This is a genomic window from Arthrobacter sp. 10T413_2, from assembly GCF_056394205.1.
This window is the reverse complement of the sequence record NZ_JBFTHK010000097.1, coordinates 1-15,843: the sequence shown is the minus strand read 5'-3', so window position 1 is coordinate 15,843 and position 15,843 is coordinate 1. Positions and strand designations below refer to the sequence as shown.

Genomic DNA, 15,843 nt, shown 5'->3' with positions numbered 1-15,843 from the left:
CATCGGCGCTGCGAACCGGATCACCCAGGATCGTCGCATCCAGCAACGCCGCGTGCAGCTCGCCGGTCATGACTGTGGCGAAGTCGGCGATCTCGCCGTCGGCCACSCGCAGCCACTTGGTGTGGGTTCCGGGAAGGATGAGGGTCGCGTCCGCGGGGTCGCCCAGGCGGGCAAGTGCCCCGATGACCTGTGTCTCCTCCCCGCGGATGACATCGCACGATCCCGTCGCATCCTGCGCGGTCTCTAGCCCCGCCGAGGTGACCGAGGAACCATCCAACGAGCAAGGGCCGTGGAAAGTCGAAGTCAACAGACCCGCGCTGAAGGGATTTCGCCGGCTGCGGGAGAAGGCTGCCGCAGCAATCGTCGAATTCGTTACCGGTGTCCTGGCCGATAATCCGCACCGGCTCAGCAAGCCCCTCACCAATGAACTCCTCGGCCTGCGAACCGCACGCCGTGGTGACTACCGCGTGTTGTTCGACCTCGGTATCGAAGAGCACACCCTGTATGTCCACCGCATCGAGCACCGTGCGGACGTCTACAAGGCTCGCTAGCCGGCCCCTGCCATGATTCAGGGGAAGAACGGGGATACGAAACTTGAGTTGTTGGAAATGATGGGTCGAACCAGTGTTCCAGTGCCATGGGTGTCAGGCGAAGCTGGTAGTTCAATCGACTGTCGAGTTGGAAGTCGTTGAGCKAGCAAAGCATGTCCCCGTCAGCCCGGCGGGCACTCCCCTACGTCGCTCTCTGCCAAAGCCAAAAAATACGGGAGGTCCTGTTCGTACGGCTGGCAGTGTGTGAAGTACTGTTGCGGCTMCAGCCAAACTACGTAGCCTTCGGTGGCTTCCACCATTTTCCTGGCCTCGATACCGTGCTGGACGAGCCAGAGGACGGAGTTGTCGGACGTGGCGGCGTCGACCAGGCCATTTAGCGGTGGAGTTCCTGGCTTCCTTATTTCTACTTTTTCGCCCACCAGACGGCTCCATTCGTTGGACCTGTACTTCCCCATGTCAGTTACTCTCCTTTAGCCGGTACCAGTTCCGGGGGCTCACCGTTGGACGTGGTGAATGAGACGGTCCCGGACGATGTCCAGGGCCGTCTCATTCAGAACCATGGTTGAACAGAGATCGTCTGTTCATGGTGGGCCTTTGTTCGTGAGGGGTGATGATTTGATTACGTGGCGGCTGAGAAGCGCACTCGCCAGCAGATCGTTTGTCGGCCGGGCCGGGGAGCTTCTGGCTTGGTCTCCGTTGGCAGGGCTACCGTTCCACGACGGCGATGGCTTCGATCTCGATGAGCAGGTTGGGGTCTGCGAGCCGGGAKACTTCGACATGTGTGCGCGTCGGGCGGTGTGTGTTGAAGAATGCCGTGTAGACGGCGTTGACTACGTCCTGCTGATCCATGCGTGTGTTGAAGATCGCGACTTTAACGATGTCGTTTCGGGTCCCTCCGCCTGCCCGGACGAGATTGTCGATGTTTTCCAGGCAAGCCCGTGTCTGTTCCTCCAGGTCGGCTTCGGCTGCGGGAACAGGGTTGTTGGACCCGATGATGGGGTAGGTCTGTCCTGAAAGGTAAATGGTGATTCCCGAGGTCCGGACGAGCGGTGCKAACGGAGGTTTTGGCATCCCCGTGACGTCGGCCAGTGTCGTGGACCAGTGGGCGTCGAGACCTGCATCGATGTATTCATGCATTGGAATTTCCTAGGGTTCTGACGGTTCGGTGATAGCCGTTTTGCGGGTGAGGAGACGATAGATGATGGCGCCGAAGATCAGTCCGATGGGATAGGCAAGGTCCGCGCCGTCAAGTACTCCCCGGGAGATCGACCCGACCCATAGCGCTGCGGGGTTGTGGCTTTCTGCGAGTTCTGAGCCAACGGCTGTGCTGGAGAACGGTAGCGATAGGAGGTAGCCGGCCACCAGGGCAATGATGGCGGGTCGGCCGGAATGCAGCCGGGCAACAGGAGTAGTTKCGGTGCGCATGAACGCTTCGTGGTCAGGTTTGCTGATCCACAGGATCAGCCATATCCCGATGAAGGGCCCTACCCAGTACGTTGCGAGCAGCAGCACATTCGTGAATTTGTCGGCAAGGTTCCCGCTTTGCAGGTAGAGGGTGAGGGCGAATGCGAAGGCGGCGACGATTGCCGTGACCACCGGTCGTGGCAGCTTAACGCCAGCGCCTAGAATTTGGAGTCCGGCAGAGTACTGCGCCACTGTGGCGTTTGCGACGACGCCAAGGTACATCGCGACCATGATGAATACACCGACTGCTCCGCCGCCGACCAAGGTGTTGATCGCGGCCATTGGCGCAGAATCGCTGAGCATTGTGCTGGCTGTGAGTCCGAGGAGTTCCATCCAGATGCATGCCAGTGCGATGCCGCCGAAGGTGGCCCAAAAGAGTTTGGGACGGGAGGTTGTGGCGGGCAGGTAGCGGCAGTAGTCCGGTGCGTTGTGAGCCCAGCCGAAGGCAAATCCGAAGCTGATCGCCGCCATCAAGAAGAAGGCGCCGACGCTGGATGTTGAGCCTGAAGTGGCCGAAGCAGGGATGCTTGCGAGGTTGACCAGGACGATGATGCTGATGAATACGAATCCGGCGGCTACGAGTATGGCCGTGGACCGTTCAAAGAGATGCATGATGCGATATCCGGCGACGCTGATCAGCCCTTCAAGGGCGAAGACCAGCAATACGGCAATTGTGGGATGTAGTCCGAAGGCCACTTGCAGGGCTTCGGCTCCAAAGATGGCTCCGAGGGCAATGAATGCCACACTGGTCATCGCTGCGAGGATACCCACGATTCCTGTGGCTCGTCCGAAGGGAACCCTAGCCTGGGCCAGAAKGGGCAGTCCGGTTTTGGGGCCTGTCAGGCTCATCGCGGCCGGTCCGGCAGCTCCCAGAATGTTGCCGAGGACGATTGCTCCGGCCGCCGCCCCGTAGCTGAGTCCCAGTCCTGAAGGTCCGCCCAGCACGCCCAGGAAGAGCGCTGTGGGAACGAGCTGGGCGGCGAACCAGAGTCCGCCGACGTGCCATGGTTTTCCGTGCCGGTCTTTTGTCGCGATGGGGGATAGCCCGGTCCATTCAATGACCGAGGCTTTTGTAGCCGGGTTGTCCTCTAGTGTGTAGATTTTTTCGCCGCTCATAGCGCCGCACCTCCTGTAGTTTTTCGAGATCTGGTGTTGTGTCGCACTTGCCAKGAAGTGCGGCGTAGAGTCAGTCCTGCCKGAGTGCTAGGCCRATTCCAGAACGGCGTGGGCGCTGATTTCGATCTTCAGCTMGGCGCCGACTAGCCTGTTCACGCCCAGGTGCGTTCGCGTTGGGCGGTGGTCGCCGAAGAATTCCATGTAGGCTTCGTTGACTTCGTCCTGGGCGTCCATGTCGGTGTTGTAGATGGTGACTTCCACGATGTCCGTCACCTTGCCACCCGCTGCTTCCAGCGCGGTTTTCAGATTGTTCAGGCAGGCCCGGGTMTGGGCCGCAACACCGCTGGGGACGGCGAGCTCGGCAGGGTCGTGGGGGTGCTTGTGGACCAGGGGAAAGGCCGTTGCACCTGATAGCCAGATCGCTGTTCCGCCTTTGGTGACGATGGCAGGCATGAACGGCATCTCGTCGGGATTGGCGCCGGCTGTGATGAATTCCATGGTGATACTTTCCTTATCTATCGAAGTTGACGTGCTGTTTAGACCGTCGTGATCAGCGCGGGAGCGGCGCTGGTGGAAAAACAGTCCAGGATCTGTTCTCCGGTGGTGAATACAACGTCCTGGCKTTGGCTGATGTGTTCAATGACTTTCCGGAAGTACTTCGCCCGGTGGGGTGCGCCCATGATGTAGGGGTGGACTACGAGGGCCATGACCCGCGCTGCGTCGKCCGAGTCCTGGTAGAGCTGGTCGAATTGATCGATTGCCCGCTGGTGGTATTCGCTGGCCTGATGGTGCTGGATGAGCATCATCGCGACGTCGTTGCATTCCTGGGTGTAGGGGATGTTGACGATGGGTGTTGTGCGCGTCTGCAGCAGTACCGGCTGATCATCGAKCACCCAGTCGCACACATACTCGTAGCCTTCTTCAACGAGGATGTCCGGCGTTTCCCAGGTCTCGGTCAGGCCGGGACCCAGCCATCCACGAGGCCGCTTCCCCGTGAAGCCCTCGATCTGTCGGGTTGTCCGACGGATGTCGAGGCGCTCGTCGTCTACTTTCTGCATGTTCTTCTGCGAGTATCCGTGCCCCATGAATTCCCACTCACGTTCCAGGGCTGCGTCTGCGATCTCGGGGTAGGAGGTAATTGCCTTGCCGTTGATCGCGAGCACTGCCGGCACGGCGAATTCGTCAATGGTCTTGAGCAGCCTCCAGAAGCCAATGCGGTTGCCGTACTCGTGCCATGCCCAGTTCGGGATATCCGGGGTCGGCTGGCCACCGGCGGGGGGCGTCAGTACGGTCCGGGGCATGGTTTCGAGGATTGACCATTCCTCGATGTTCACAATGAGCCAAACGGCAAGCCGGGCGTTCCCGGGCAGACTCAGTTTTGGCCGTTTCGTTATCGGGGTGTACTTGATGCGGTCTGTCGGAAGCATCTGGATTCCGCTCATGCCACTGTCACTTCCAGTGCGCTCAGGCCCGTGACGTCGGCTCGGATGACATCGCCTTCGGAAACGGCTCCTACTCCGGCCGGGGTGCCCGTGAAGATCAGGTCCCCTGGTTCCAGCCTGTAATGCTGGGAGAGGTTCTCGATGATTTCGGCGACGTTCCAGATCATGAGCCCCAGCTCGGTCCGTTGCCGCTGTTCGCCGTTGACGGAGAGCGAGAGGGTGGCGGTCCCGATTGAAGGGCAGGCATCGATAGGGGTGATCTCACCGCAGGGTGCAGAGTGGTCGAATGACTTGCCGATCTCCCAAGGCCGCCCGGATGCGAAGGCCTCCTTCTGCCGGTCGCGCCGGGTCATGTCGATTMMGACGGCGTAACCGAAGATGTGGGCTTCGRCCTTGTCGGACGGAATACTGGCCCCGCCTTCGCCGATGGCCACGACGAGTTCTCCTTCGAATTGGAAGTCCTGGGTGAGTTGTGGATAGGGAATCGTTGCGCCGCTGGCAACGATGKAATCAGTCGGCTTTTGGAAGAAGAAAGGAGCATCGCGCTCATTGCCCTCTTTCATTTCCCGGATATGGTCCACATAGTTGCGGCCTACGCAGTAGACACGGCGGACGGGAAAAGACTTTGACTGGCCTGATACGGGGACCTGTACAGGTTCTGTTTCCCACAAGAGGGAAGCAGGGATGTTCATGATTGTTCTCCTTTGGGTTCCGGTAGATAGGGACTTGTGGTGCTGAGACCGGCGATAAAGGCGGACGCGCTGAGGCTCGTGGGCACAGCTTTGAAGCACCATGGAGGCGCGCGAGACCGGCGCGCGGGGTCAGACGTTGATAGAGCCCGTGTAGGGCTGGGTTTAGGAGGTCATAATCTCGAGCCGGCCAGGCGCGGCGTCGCCTAGGCGTCGGGCGTCAKGCGCCGGAAAACTTCTGCGGCCGTCTGCACATGTGCCCGACCGGCCTCAAAGGCGCGCCGAGGATCCGCGGCATCGATTGCTTCAGCGATTTCCCTGTGTTGGTCATGCATTTCGCAACGCCATGCTTGACTCGTCAGATTCAGAGCACTCGTGAGTGCTATCTGTGCCCAGACCCGTGAAAGGGCTTCACGGGCCGATTTATTGCCCGATAGTTCCGCAATGTAACGATGCAGACTGATGTTGGAATCCACACGTGATGCGTCACTCTCCGCCTCTTCCACAGAGTCCACGTGTCGCCAGAGAGTTGCGATCTGGGACGGCGCCAACTCGCCATCGCTATTTCGTTGTGCGGCCTGTTCTGCGGTGAGCCCCTCGAGGACGGCCCGATACAGGTAGAGACCATAGACCTCTCGTGGAGAKGTACGTGTCACGGTTGCGCCCCGCCCGGAGAGCGTTACCAGCCCCTCCGACTGCAGGCTTCTCAAAGCTTCCCGCAAGGGCGTCCTGCTAACACCCAGGGCTGTCGCCAGTTCCGGCTCTGGCAGTCTTTCGCCCGCTTTAAAGCGTCCGGAAACAAGCATGCTACGGAGACTGTCATAGGTATCGTCTACAACGCCCACTCTGGTCCTTCCTCTCCGCCCAACGCTGGTGTCAACTTGGGGGTTGTTMGTCGGCGGATGATCCGTAGTCTCCACTGTGGCCTCTATCACGCCTACAACTTGAATGTAATGTATACATCCAATACAAGTCAAGAGGCGGGGCCTTAAATCACCGAATGCACAGCCGGTCCGGTCTGTCGGAGGTTCTGATCGCATGCCAGAAGGATCGCGGGCATCCCGGCTCGGCCACGGACTGCGGGACTCCGGTATTCGGGAAACGGCCACGGCCGGGTGCCGCCTGGACGCGGTGYGCGCAAAAGCTACCCCGAGCAGTCGCGCCTACCCCGCTGTCGCAGTTTTTTCGTGTCTCAGGAATGTGTCAGCGGCAGCCTTGACATGATCCGTTGCGCTGGCCCGGGCTTTCGCTTCATCCCCGGCCTCGATCGCGCTGACAATTTCATGATGGTGCCCATCGATGGCGCGCCGCCATAGCGGATCTGCAATGTTCCGCTCGCTCGAAATCGAGATTATGTCCCAGACGCGGGAGAGAGCATCAACGGCAAACTGGTTGCCGGACAATGCCGCAATGTAGCRATGCAGCTCCAGATTTGTTTGTGCTGTTGCCCCGGGATCGGCACTGTCTTCAACCTCGCCGCGAAGCCGGTGGAGAACAGCGATCTGCGAAGGCGCAAGCTCACCCCGCTGCTGCCTGCMGGCAGCGAGCTCAGCCGTAAATCCCTCCAGCGCGGCCCGGAAAAGGAACAACTCATAGATGGCGCCGGTGGAAAGCTTCGATACKATCGCCCCCCGCTCTATCAGCGTCACCAGCCCGTCGCCCTGGAGGCGGCGGACGGCCTCGCGCAATGGCGTTCGACTGACCCCGAGTGTGGCGCTCAGCTCGGGCTCGAAGAGTCGTTCCCCCGGCAGCAGCTCCTTTTCGAGAATCATTCTTCTCAGGGCGGCGTAGCATTCGTCCGCTGCACTCAGGATTGGGCTGGTCGCTTTTTCAGGCATATTCTCCTGTTTTCGATTCTCTGACCTGGGCCGTTTAGCCCAGGGAGCGACGCGAACTTCCAGGGAAGTCTCGCATCCTGACCTTGTCGCTGTCTTAAACGCAGCGCTTCTAGGCTACCAACGCCCCGGAACGATTCTCCGGAGGAGGAAGCCATCGGGTCAGGTAGCCGCGAACCGTCAGGCACGGCCCGGCCTCCTGGACCMTTCTGCGCTCAAAGTATTCATTGCATTAGATGTATACACATGATATTGTCCAAGAACTTCACACATTCGCGTTCGATCGACAACGGAGTTGGCCCATGAGCATCGCGGCAACAGTTTGGCCTCTGGACAATAAATCCAGGCGAAACCTCATGACCATGGCTGACCATCTCCTTAAGGAGATCGCCGGTGGCGCGCCGTGCTGATACAAGCGGCTCTCGTCGCGGGCGCAGGGCTCTTGGCMGGGGCGGCCAACGCCATCGCAGGAGGAGGGACCTTGCTCACGTTTCCCGCCCTTCTGGCGGCCGGCCTTCCACCAATAACCGCGAACATCACCTCATCGATTGGTCTGCTTCCCGGATATGCCGGGGGTGCGGTTGCGTACAGACGTKAACTCGKGCTCCAAAAGAATCGACTCAGATTCCTGGTCTTGCCGACGGTCATCGGGGGGATACTGGGTGCCCTCCTGCTGCTAATAACTCCGTCCACTACCTTTCAGGCTGTCGTTCCCTACCTGATACTGATGTCCTGTGTGCTCCTGTCAATACAGCCCCAGCTGGCTACGCTGGTCACGAAAGCCCGCGCTCGGTCAGGAACGAGGGGAAACGAACTCGGCCCAGCTCTTTACGTGGCGGTATTTGTGGCCTCGATTTATGGGTCCTTTTTCGGCGCCGGCCTCGGCGTCCTGCTGCTTGCAGTGCTTGGAATCTACATCAGCGACCATCTCCAACATCTGAATGGGCTGAAGAGCCTGCTATCACTACTTGTGGTGATAGCAGGTGTCATCATCTATCTCGTCTCCGGGCAGGCCCGCCTGGACCTGGTCGTAATTCTCCTGGTCACGTCATACGTTGGCGGAGCAATTGGAGGAACCCTCGCCCGACAGATCCCGCAAAACGCCCTGCGCTGGATCATCTGCGCGCTTGGAACCATCGTCGCCCTCGTCATGCTGGTACACCCGTAGGGAAAAGTTGGGCTGCATACACCCGCAACTAAAGCAGGCGGCGTGTGCTTCGCCACCTCCCGCCGCATCAAAGAAATCCGGGAATACCCCTTGAACCACCACTTGCCCCCGGGCACGCCCGCTCCGGAAACCTGGGCCGAGGGCGAGCCCGGAACACCCGCCGAGAAAGAGAGCACGATGATCGGAAGCCACTCGGACCTCGTATTGGAGATCACCGCCTCGGACCCGGATACCGTCGAAAACGACCTAAATGATGCCGTGGAGATCGCCCGCGAATACGCCATGAAGGAACGCCGCCACGGCATATTGGTCACACAACACAGCTACACCGCCTACACCGTCGCCGTCACCGGTAGTGTCCCCTACGGACAGACACACGAACGGCGTGAATAACGGGCGAACTCTCAAACGGAGAACGGCCCGTGTCCGAAGGAGCGCGCCGCGGATTCAGCGGCTTGCCCGCGCGAAATCTCTCAGTTTYGGCGTCACACCCGTGGGTTAGTGATGCCGCCGGAGCCTCTGCAGATGTCGACTGGAGCCGCGGGTGATGTTGGGAATCATCGGCTACATCAGCCCCTCAATGGTCCGGTCAATCCGCATCGCAACCTCACGCACATACGCCAGTGCCGCCTTCGCGTCCTGCGGGAACTCATCCCCGGCGTTCGCGTGCCGGGCGATCTGATTCACGTTGTTCGACACCCGCGCCAGCAGCGTATGCACGGCCATCAGTTCCGCCATCGCCGCCTTCCGCTCCGTCGGCGTCTCAGCAGTCTCAGACAGGGCCGCGGTGATCAGCAGGTTCGGGACAGTCACCTTCTCCCGGGCAGCCCGGGCAACCAGCGCAGCCTCCTCCCCAGCGGTMACCCACACCTCACGGCGCTTCTTCGTCCCCGCCGGACCCTCTGGATGATCACCCCGTCCCGGTCCCTGGCGGGGACCCGCCCGGTCGATCACCTGAAGAAGGACCCCGCTCCCCTGCTCCGGGCGTTGKAATCCTACCGCTGACGCTAGTGCCGGCCCTTGACGGGACCCGCCGGGTGGGTAGCGTGGGTCCATGGGACTCATCTACGACGACCCGGGCCTCGCGGCCCTCACGCTGACGCGGCTCGCCGCGGAAGAATCCGAAGGACCCGGCACCCTGGAGGGGCGCATGCGCGACTATCTGGGCGATCTCGAACAGCGCAACGGGGGCGATTACCTGGAGCTGCTGGCCATCACCCTCGCCCGGGTGCACTTCAAATCCCTGGACGACCTGGCCCGAGCCACCGGCACAGACTCAACAGCGCTGCTGGACACCGCCGAGACGGACGCGCTGGAACCCTTGTAAGTTCCGGCGGGCACAGTGGTGTCCGGGTGGAGAGTACCGGCACGAGTGGAGCCCCCGGACGGCAGCACCGAACGCAGCAGCGCCGAAGGCACCACCTACGACGAAGCCCGCGACACCCGCACAGGAAAGGTCCCGGGGGGGGCACAAACTCCCCGCGACCGCACGGACCACTCGCCTCGTGCGGCCCTTCCAGCCCTGGCAGGGAAAACGGGGCCGGACACCCCAACCGCCCGTCGCTTMGTTGGCGCCCCCGGGTCAGGGTACGGGGATGCGGACGGCGGGAAGGGCTCAGTCGTTCCCGCCGGGAGCCTGCTGTGCCTCCGGCCCGGTCCCGGGCATGATGCGGGCCAGCAGCGCATCATGCGCTTTCTGCAAAGTGTAGGCCCGCGCCTCTGCCGCCGCCAGCCGGGCCCGGTCCGCCGACGMTTCCCTGACAGCCTCCTGCGCCGCCTCTTGCGCCCGCTCCAGCTGCTMCCCCGCCGCAGCAACGTCGGCCTCCAACGCGGCGATCCTGGCCGTGAACTCCGTGACCGCCGCGTCCTTCTCGGCGCCCACCCGGTCCAGGTCCGCCACAAGTTCGGCGACCTCCACCGTCAGGTCCTTCTTCTCCTGCAACCAGGCTTTCTCGACCGCGGCATGGCGCTCATCAGCCAGTACGGAGGCCTCGGCCCAACAGGCCCCGGCCAGGCGTGCGGCCTGCTCCAGCAGCACCGCCGGCGCCGCGGCAACCTGCCCGCCCGCGGCCTGCTTCTCCTCCGACCACTCCTTCAGATAACGGGTCGCGTCGGCGTTGCTCACGCCCGCCGCGGCCCGAACCGTCGACACGGTCGGCCGGCGCTCGGCACTGATCTGCTCCGCGGCAGCGTACACACGGTCCTTCACACTCAACGTCACGGCGGCAACCCTTCAAAAGTAGTAGGAATAGTAGTAATACTACTCCTACTACTAGCGTACCCGCCATGCCCAGGGCGCTGGCCGCCTCCGGCCAGAAAGAAGCACCGGAACGGGGGCCCGCTGCAGCGGCGGACCGCGAACCGGTMGCGTCCACCGCGGGAAGTCCGGCCAGGGTTCTGTCCCGGGGCGTCCGGTTCGTCCCCGGAAGCGGTGATCATTGGCGCTTCGGGACGGTCCCAGCGCCGCGGCCCGACCTCGCCGGTTCCGCCGGATATCGTTGCGGTCCTGTGTCTTCCGCGCACGCGGACGATGCCGGACACTGTGTTCAACGGTGCCGCCCGCGCACCGGGGAAGGCATCGCCGCCATGAACGCTCCGATCACCCTGGTTGCCGCGACCGGACACCAGAACACCGCACCGGCCCGCATCCCCGTCCGGCCCCTGGAACCCGATGATCTTCTCGAACTGGCCGATCTGCACCGGCACGCCTACGCCGACCGTCCCGGACAGCGGGCCGGAGACCCGGTGTGGATCGGCCCATCCACCGAGGAGGGCAGCGGCCGCACCACCGAGGCAGCGTCCCTCGTGGCTTTCGGACCCGACGGTCAAATCACGGCCGCCCTCATCGTCACCGAACGCGACGGCGAAGCAATCATCGATGAACTTTTCACCCACCCGGACCACCGCCGCCAGGGCCTGGCCGAAGGACTCCTCCGACACTGCATGCACCTCCTGCACACCATGGGCCGCACCACGGTGAAGGTCACKGTGGAGGACAACAACCCGGCAGCGATGGCCCTGTATCTCTCCCAAGACTTCCGCCGCCTCACCGACGATGACACGGACACCGACTACGACTGAAAACCCGGCCGGAACCACCCTCCACGCCGCAGAMCGTCAGGGTCCCTCCCGACGGCTCGGGACCGTGGGGCCTCTGCCGGGATCTGGACAGAGCCGGGGCGCCGACGGCGTGTAGCCGCCCAACCTGGGGCGGCTCCCCACTAGAAACATACTCGCGGATGAATACCCCGCAGGGTATCATCGTGCGAGAAGGGCCCCGGAGATCTCCCCCAATATCTCCGGGGCCCTTCCCTGTCCGGGCGCAGGTCCATCGGCGCGGTGTGATGTACTGTCGCGGCATGACCGTCCTCGTCAACGTGCAGATTGTTCGCCCTCGCACGCTGGCCGCCGTCCGGCGCGAGGTCGCACCGAATGAAGTCGGCTCGGCATGGGGACCTGCGGTGGGCAAGGTCTGGGACTTCATTCGCAGCCAGCCGGGTCTGTGGGCGGATGGCCACAACATCTTTGTCTATCATCACTCGGACGAGCCCGTCGCGCCCATTCTGTGCGAATTCGGCGTGGAAGTCACGCGCACCTTTGAAACGGCGGGCGAGGTCTACGCGACCGAAACGCCTGGGGGCGAGGCTGCTGTGGCAGTCCACCGTGGGCCGTACCATCGCATGAACGAGGCATACAACGCGATCGACGAGTGGATGGCGGCGAATMAAAGGGAGTCTGCCGGGCACTCCTGGGAAATCTACGGAGATCCGACACCCKATCCGGCCCACACTGAAACGATGGTCGTGCAGCTGCTGAAGTAGGAGTCAGTGAGAGCCACCCGCGGGGAACGCGGTACCCAATCGCGTTTGCGTACGAGGGCCCCAAGAATTCCGGCCAGAAGCCAAGGCGCGGACGTTCGTCTGTGCGGAATACAGCGATTTCATTAGTCACCTCGTCAATTAAAGGGAGTCGCCGCATTCCGGGGGAACAGTCCTGGGCATTCCACTTCCTTGGAACCAGGATGACCCCGGTGGGGCACTCCCCCGCCGACCGCAAACGGCAGCCGGCCGCGTAACCTCGCCGTCCCGTATGTTGTCCCACAACCCCCGCCACAATCACCGTCACAGGTGCAATCTTCGGTACGGTGCGGGCGGCACGGTCTTGCGCCGGCGCTGACCGGGCCCGGCTCGTCAGCCCACGCGGATGCCATTGTCAGCGAGGAACTCACGGGCACGGCCCACCTGKCGGTCGGTGGAGAAGGCGTACCACTGTTCGCTAAGGTTCTCGCCGTGGAGAAGGTCGCGGAACCGGAAGAAGGCACCTTTGCCCTCGATCGCCCGCTCCAGCCGCTCCCGGAGAGTCTCATCGTGCTGCCGCTCGGCGAAGGCCGCCATGTCCCCCCAGCCGTTCCGCGAACCAGTGCAGTTGAGCCGAAGCCAACGCTCCGGCTCCTCCTCCACGTCGATGGCGGCGTCCTCCCCGACCATCATCGGGTCAGTCGCGCCGTCGTCGTACACCTGCCCGGTGCGCAGGTCGAGATAGCCACCGGTCGACAGCTCGGGATCCCCTTCCAGCACGGTGCTGAGCATGTCCAGGTCTACCGGCACCACGCTGCCTGTCAGGGGCTCGCGGCGCAGACAGGCCAGCAGGTCCTCGGCCAGCAGCCGGTCACCGGCGCCGTCGCGCCACGTCAGCCGGTTGATGACCGACAGTGCCACCGGCTCGGCTTCCTTCCGTCTCCGTTCCAGCGCCATCGGTATGCCGGCCCCCACCTGTTGCAGAGCGTCATCGATATCGCATCCCGTCACCGCTGCGAGGAAGCGGGCCGCGTCTGTTGCCGCGATGGCTTCACGCAGCTCGGACAGGTCGAGCCCGGGCACCTGCACCTCTGCGGGCCAGGCGTGCAGCAGCATCGGGTGCAGCTGGCTCGGTTTCCCCGGTGCCCGGCTCTCCCCGTCGTCGGTTGCCCACCGGCGCCCGTACTGGTCCGGGATGCTGCCCCAGCCCCAGTAAGGCAGGGGGGCATCAGGACGGACACCCAATACCTCCAGCGGGTCGACCTTCACCTCCCCGACCATGCATCGGTGCGTCCAGGCGTCACCGAGGTCGAACGTGAACTGAAACTCAGCCCCCGGCTCCAGCGTCCGGGTGATCTTGGCAGCGGCGATGTCGATTGGTGCGATGATCGGGCCGCGGATCGATGAGGCCATTTCGGCTCCCGTCTCTTCGTCGGTGATGACCCGGCCGTCGGCCAGGGTGAACATTGACAGATGTGAGCGGTCCCATCGGGCGAAGGCATCGTTGATGGCATTGGCGAGGTCCATGAAGGTGTGCGACGGTCCGACGGCGAAGATGCGCCCGGGCCATGGCCACAGCTCCTCGCCACGACCACTGAGCAGTTCCACCGTCACCGACAACCAGGTTCGTGCCATCCCCCAAGGATGCCACGCCGCGGCGCTGCGGCGGCGTAGTCGCGTGACTGCAGGGCCCMGTGCGCCGGCATCCCGCGGTGGGAGCTTTTCCGCGAGATGGATGAGCGAGAATTTTTGTMACGCACTTGCCCGCAATAATGTCCCTGAGATCCGGCTCTATAGCAGCTCCCTGCTATCCCGTTTGAGKATCGCTCGGCGGGACGGCCGTTGAGGATCACCGTCAGGTCTGTGCCGGCTTGTGGTGGTAACCGGCGCCGGCGAACGACCGTGTCAAGCATCYGGGTAACGACTGCTGGGGTCCTCGTGCGTCGCCGGTCCGGCGGCGGGCCTCCTTTMCGGTCGGCTGACGCCGTCGACCTTGCGCTCAAGCGCCGCGCGTTCGGCGGCGTTCCCGMACAGCTCAACGGCCYGAAGAAGTGCGGACCGCGCTTCGTCGCGACGACCGAGCCGGGTGAGCATCTCGCCGCGGATCGCGGGGAGCAGGTGCGATCCGGTCAGTTCGCCCCGTGACGCGATCGCGTCCACGAGTTCGAGACCCTCCGCGGGACCGGCGGCCATCGCGACCGCGACCGCTCGGTTGAGTTCGATGACGGGCGAAGGSGTCAGCCGCCCGAGGGCCTCGTAGAGGATGACGATCCGCTGCCAGTCCGTTTCGGCAACCGAACGAGCCRCCGCGTGACACTCGGCGATGGCGGCTTGGAGGCCGTATGCGCCCAGTCCACGTCCGGCCCCCACGGCCCGCGCCAGCGCCGCACGCCCGCGCCGGATCGCCGACTGGTCCCACAGCCGCCGGTCCTGGTCCTCCAGAAGCACCGGGCGGCCGGACGCATCGAGTCGGGCCGGAAAACGGGCCGCCGTGAGTTCCAGCAACGCGAGCAGCCCGAATACCTCGGGCACGGGCGCCAGCCGCACCAGTACGCGGGCAAGCCGGCGGGCCTCGSCCGCCAGATCCGTACGGATCCACTCCTCGCCGCCCGATGCGAACGAGCCCTCCGTGAAGATCAGGTAGATGACCTGAAGCACCGAGCCGAGCCGCTCRGTCAACTCCTGCCTATCGGGCACAGCGAATGGCACCCGCGCGGCGGCCAGCGTCTTCTTGGCCCGCGTGATACGTGCCTGGATCGTCGCCACGGGAACAAGGAACGCCTTGGCGATCTCGTCGCTGCCCAGTCCGGCAACCACCCGCAGCGTCAATGCGATCCGTGCCTCCTTCGACAGCAGGGGATGGCACGAGATAAACATCAACCCGAGCACGTCGTCATCAATCGCGTCGGGGTCGAACAGCGCGTCCGCTCCGGGCGTCGAGTCGTCCAGGCCCCGGGCGAGGAGGGCGTAGCGTTCGTCGCGCCCGGCGCGCCGCCGGAAGGCATCGATGGCACGGCGGCGGCCCGTGGTGAGCAGCCACCCTGCCGGTTCGGCCGGCACGCCGTTTACGGACCAGGAGACCAGCGCCTCGGCGAGGGCTTCCTGCGCGAGATCCTCGGCCAGCGAGAAGTCGCCCGTATAGCGGGCTAGGGCGCCGACGATGCGGGCGGACTCCATCCGCCACACCGCCTCGACGGCGCCCCGCGCCTCCACGGTGCTCACCGTCGGTTCAGAGCTGCCCGGTCAGCTCGCGCCAGGCGCGTTCCTTCTGGATCCACTGGTTGTCCTGCGGGAACTCGTCGATCGTCGTCACGCGGCGGATCTCGGTCTTGCTACCCGCCGTGAGCGGCGCCCGCTTGGCCCACTCGACGGCTTCCTGCTTCGACGCGACATCGAGGATGTAGTAGCCGCCGAACAGTTCCTTGGTCTCCCCGTACGGGCCGTCGGTGACTACCGGCGTCTCGCCGGTGAAATCGACCACAACGCCCTCGTTCGGATCGTCCAGGCCCTCGGCCGCCAGCAGGACACCGGCACGAATCAACTCGTCGTTGAACTTGCCCATGCTCTCCATGATCTCCGCGAAGTCTGTGTTCGCGAAGTTCGCGAACGACTCGTCGGTCGCCCGCATGATCAACATGTACTTGGCCATCTMATGCTCCTTKATTCCGGAAGGTCGCGCTTCGACCTTCTCACCCACAGGTCGAACGGCGCGAGGCCAGATCGACACCAGGTCGAACGGCGCGAGGCCAGATCGACACAAACCGAAGAATCTTTGCTTGCG

Annotated in this window: 20 protein-coding genes; 6 read left to right on the top strand and 14 right to left on the bottom strand. The window is 63.4% G+C overall.

All coding sequences use genetic code 11. The features are described from left to right. Nucleotides 1–277, bottom strand: a 277-nt coding sequence (locus AC1DBQ_RS15040; RefSeq protein WP_476929270.1) for a 2-dehydro-3-deoxygalactonokinase, incomplete at its 3' end; no start/stop codon positions are given. Here AC1DBQ_RS15040 and AC1DBQ_RS15035 point away from each other — a divergent pair. Then, nucleotides 258–551, top strand: a complete 294-nt coding sequence (locus tag AC1DBQ_RS15035; RefSeq protein WP_476929269.1) for a type II toxin-antitoxin system RelE family toxin — start codon at nt 258–260, stop codon at nt 549–551. The genes AC1DBQ_RS15040 and AC1DBQ_RS15035 overlap by 20 nt on opposite strands. 161 nt (nt 552–712) lie before the next feature. On the opposite strand, the gene AC1DBQ_RS15030 is transcribed toward AC1DBQ_RS15035, so the two are convergent. The 8 genes from AC1DBQ_RS15030 to AC1DBQ_RS14995 all read right to left on the bottom strand — a co-directional run bounded on the left by AC1DBQ_RS15030 (nt 713) and on the right by AC1DBQ_RS14995 (nt 7,100). Next, the gene (locus AC1DBQ_RS15030) at nt 713–1,006 is read right to left on the bottom strand and encodes a hypothetical protein (protein WP_476929268.1); all 294 of its coding nucleotides are present in this window, start codon (nt 1,004–1,006) and stop codon (nt 713–715) included. Nucleotides 1,007–1,256: 250 nt separating this feature from the next. After that, nucleotides 1,257–1,688 carry a RidA family protein gene (locus tag AC1DBQ_RS15025; protein ID WP_476929267.1) on the bottom strand — a complete coding sequence of 144 codons (432 nt, stop codon included), beginning with the start codon at nt 1,686–1,688 and terminating at the stop codon, nt 1,257–1,259. Nucleotides 1,689–1,697: 9 nt separating this feature from the next. Continuing rightward, complete coding sequence (locus tag AC1DBQ_RS15020; RefSeq protein ID WP_476929266.1) at nt 1,698–3,131, bottom strand: purine-cytosine permease family protein; 1,434 nt, start codon at nt 3,129–3,131, stop codon at nt 1,698–1,700. An 87-nt stretch (nt 3,132–3,218) separates the two neighbouring features. After that, nucleotides 3,219–3,629 carry a RidA family protein gene (locus tag AC1DBQ_RS15015; RefSeq protein ID WP_476929265.1) on the bottom strand — a complete coding sequence of 137 codons (411 nt, stop codon included), beginning with the start codon at nt 3,627–3,629 and terminating at the stop codon, nt 3,219–3,221. Between the two features lie 38 nt (nt 3,630–3,667). Then, the gene (locus tag AC1DBQ_RS15010) at nt 3,668–4,573 is read right to left on the bottom strand and encodes a polysaccharide deacetylase family protein (RefSeq protein WP_476929264.1); all 906 of its coding nucleotides are present in this window, start codon (nt 4,571–4,573) and stop codon (nt 3,668–3,670) included. Further along, nucleotides 4,570–5,265, bottom strand: coding sequence for a fumarylacetoacetate hydrolase family protein (locus tag AC1DBQ_RS15005; RefSeq protein ID WP_476929263.1), 696 nt, complete (start codon nt 5,263–5,265; stop codon nt 4,570–4,572). The genes AC1DBQ_RS15010 and AC1DBQ_RS15005 overlap by 4 nt, the downstream gene beginning before the upstream one ends. Before the next feature lie 203 nt (nt 5,266–5,468). Beyond that, nucleotides 5,469–6,302, bottom strand: coding sequence for a GntR family transcriptional regulator (locus AC1DBQ_RS15000; protein ID WP_476929262.1), 834 nt, complete (start codon nt 6,300–6,302; stop codon nt 5,469–5,471). Between the two features lie 123 nt (nt 6,303–6,425). Then, on the bottom strand, nt 6,426–7,100 hold the full coding sequence (locus AC1DBQ_RS14995) for a GntR family transcriptional regulator (RefSeq protein WP_476929261.1): 675 nt from the start codon (nt 7,098–7,100) through the stop codon (nt 6,426–6,428). 400 nt (nt 7,101–7,500) lie between these two features. Here AC1DBQ_RS14995 and AC1DBQ_RS14990 point away from each other — a divergent pair, with 400 nt between their 5' ends. Continuing rightward, entirely contained in the window at nt 7,501–8,265 is a 765-nt protein-coding gene (locus tag AC1DBQ_RS14990) for a sulfite exporter TauE/SafE family protein (RefSeq protein ID WP_476929260.1), read from the top strand. A gap of 42 nt (nt 8,266–8,307) precedes the next feature. Continuing rightward, complete coding sequence (locus AC1DBQ_RS14985; RefSeq protein ID WP_476929259.1) at nt 8,308–8,658, top strand: hypothetical protein; 351 nt, start codon at nt 8,308–8,310, stop codon at nt 8,656–8,658. Between the two features lie 171 nt (nt 8,659–8,829). Here the strand turns inward: AC1DBQ_RS14985 and AC1DBQ_RS14980 are convergent, their stop codons facing one another. Further along, nucleotides 8,830–9,135, bottom strand: a complete 306-nt coding sequence (locus tag AC1DBQ_RS14980) for a MobC family plasmid mobilization relaxosome protein (RefSeq protein WP_476929258.1) — start codon at nt 9,133–9,135, stop codon at nt 8,830–8,832. A 184-nt stretch (nt 9,136–9,319) separates the two neighbouring features. Between AC1DBQ_RS14980 and AC1DBQ_RS14975 the strand changes: the two genes are divergently transcribed. Further along, complete coding sequence (locus AC1DBQ_RS14975) at nt 9,320–9,592, top strand: hypothetical protein (protein ID WP_476929257.1); 273 nt, start codon at nt 9,320–9,322, stop codon at nt 9,590–9,592. 288 nt (nt 9,593–9,880) lie between these two features. Here AC1DBQ_RS14975 and AC1DBQ_RS14970 read toward each other — a convergent pair whose 3' ends face one another. Further along, a complete protein-coding gene (locus AC1DBQ_RS14970; protein WP_476929256.1) occupies nt 9,881–10,486 on the bottom strand; it encodes a DNA-binding protein in 606 nt (201 codons plus the stop codon). A gap of 365 nt (nt 10,487–10,851) precedes the next feature. Here AC1DBQ_RS14970 and AC1DBQ_RS14965 point away from each other — a divergent pair, with 365 nt between their 5' ends. Next, entirely contained in the window at nt 10,852–11,346 is a 495-nt protein-coding gene (locus AC1DBQ_RS14965) for a GNAT family N-acetyltransferase (RefSeq protein ID WP_476929255.1), read from the top strand. A 278-nt stretch (nt 11,347–11,624) separates the two neighbouring features. After that, on the top strand, nt 11,625–12,086 hold the full coding sequence (locus AC1DBQ_RS14960) for a GyrI-like domain-containing protein (RefSeq protein WP_476929254.1): 462 nt from the start codon (nt 11,625–11,627) through the stop codon (nt 12,084–12,086). A 369-nt stretch (nt 12,087–12,455) separates the two neighbouring features. Here the strand turns inward: AC1DBQ_RS14960 and AC1DBQ_RS14955 are convergent, their stop codons facing one another. The 3 genes from AC1DBQ_RS14955 to AC1DBQ_RS14945 form a co-directional block, all read right to left on the bottom strand. Continuing rightward, complete coding sequence (locus AC1DBQ_RS14955) at nt 12,456–13,676, bottom strand: hypothetical protein (protein WP_476929253.1); 1,221 nt, start codon at nt 13,674–13,676, stop codon at nt 12,456–12,458. A gap of 291 nt (nt 13,677–13,967) precedes the next feature. Continuing rightward, complete coding sequence (locus tag AC1DBQ_RS14950) at nt 13,968–15,284, bottom strand: RNA polymerase sigma factor (protein WP_476929252.1); 1,317 nt, start codon at nt 15,282–15,284, stop codon at nt 13,968–13,970. 7 nt (nt 15,285–15,291) lie between these two features. Next, nucleotides 15,292–15,711, bottom strand: coding sequence for a YciI family protein (locus AC1DBQ_RS14945; protein ID WP_091256446.1), 420 nt, complete (start codon nt 15,709–15,711; stop codon nt 15,292–15,294). Between the last annotated feature and the right edge of the window lie 132 nt (nt 15,712–15,843).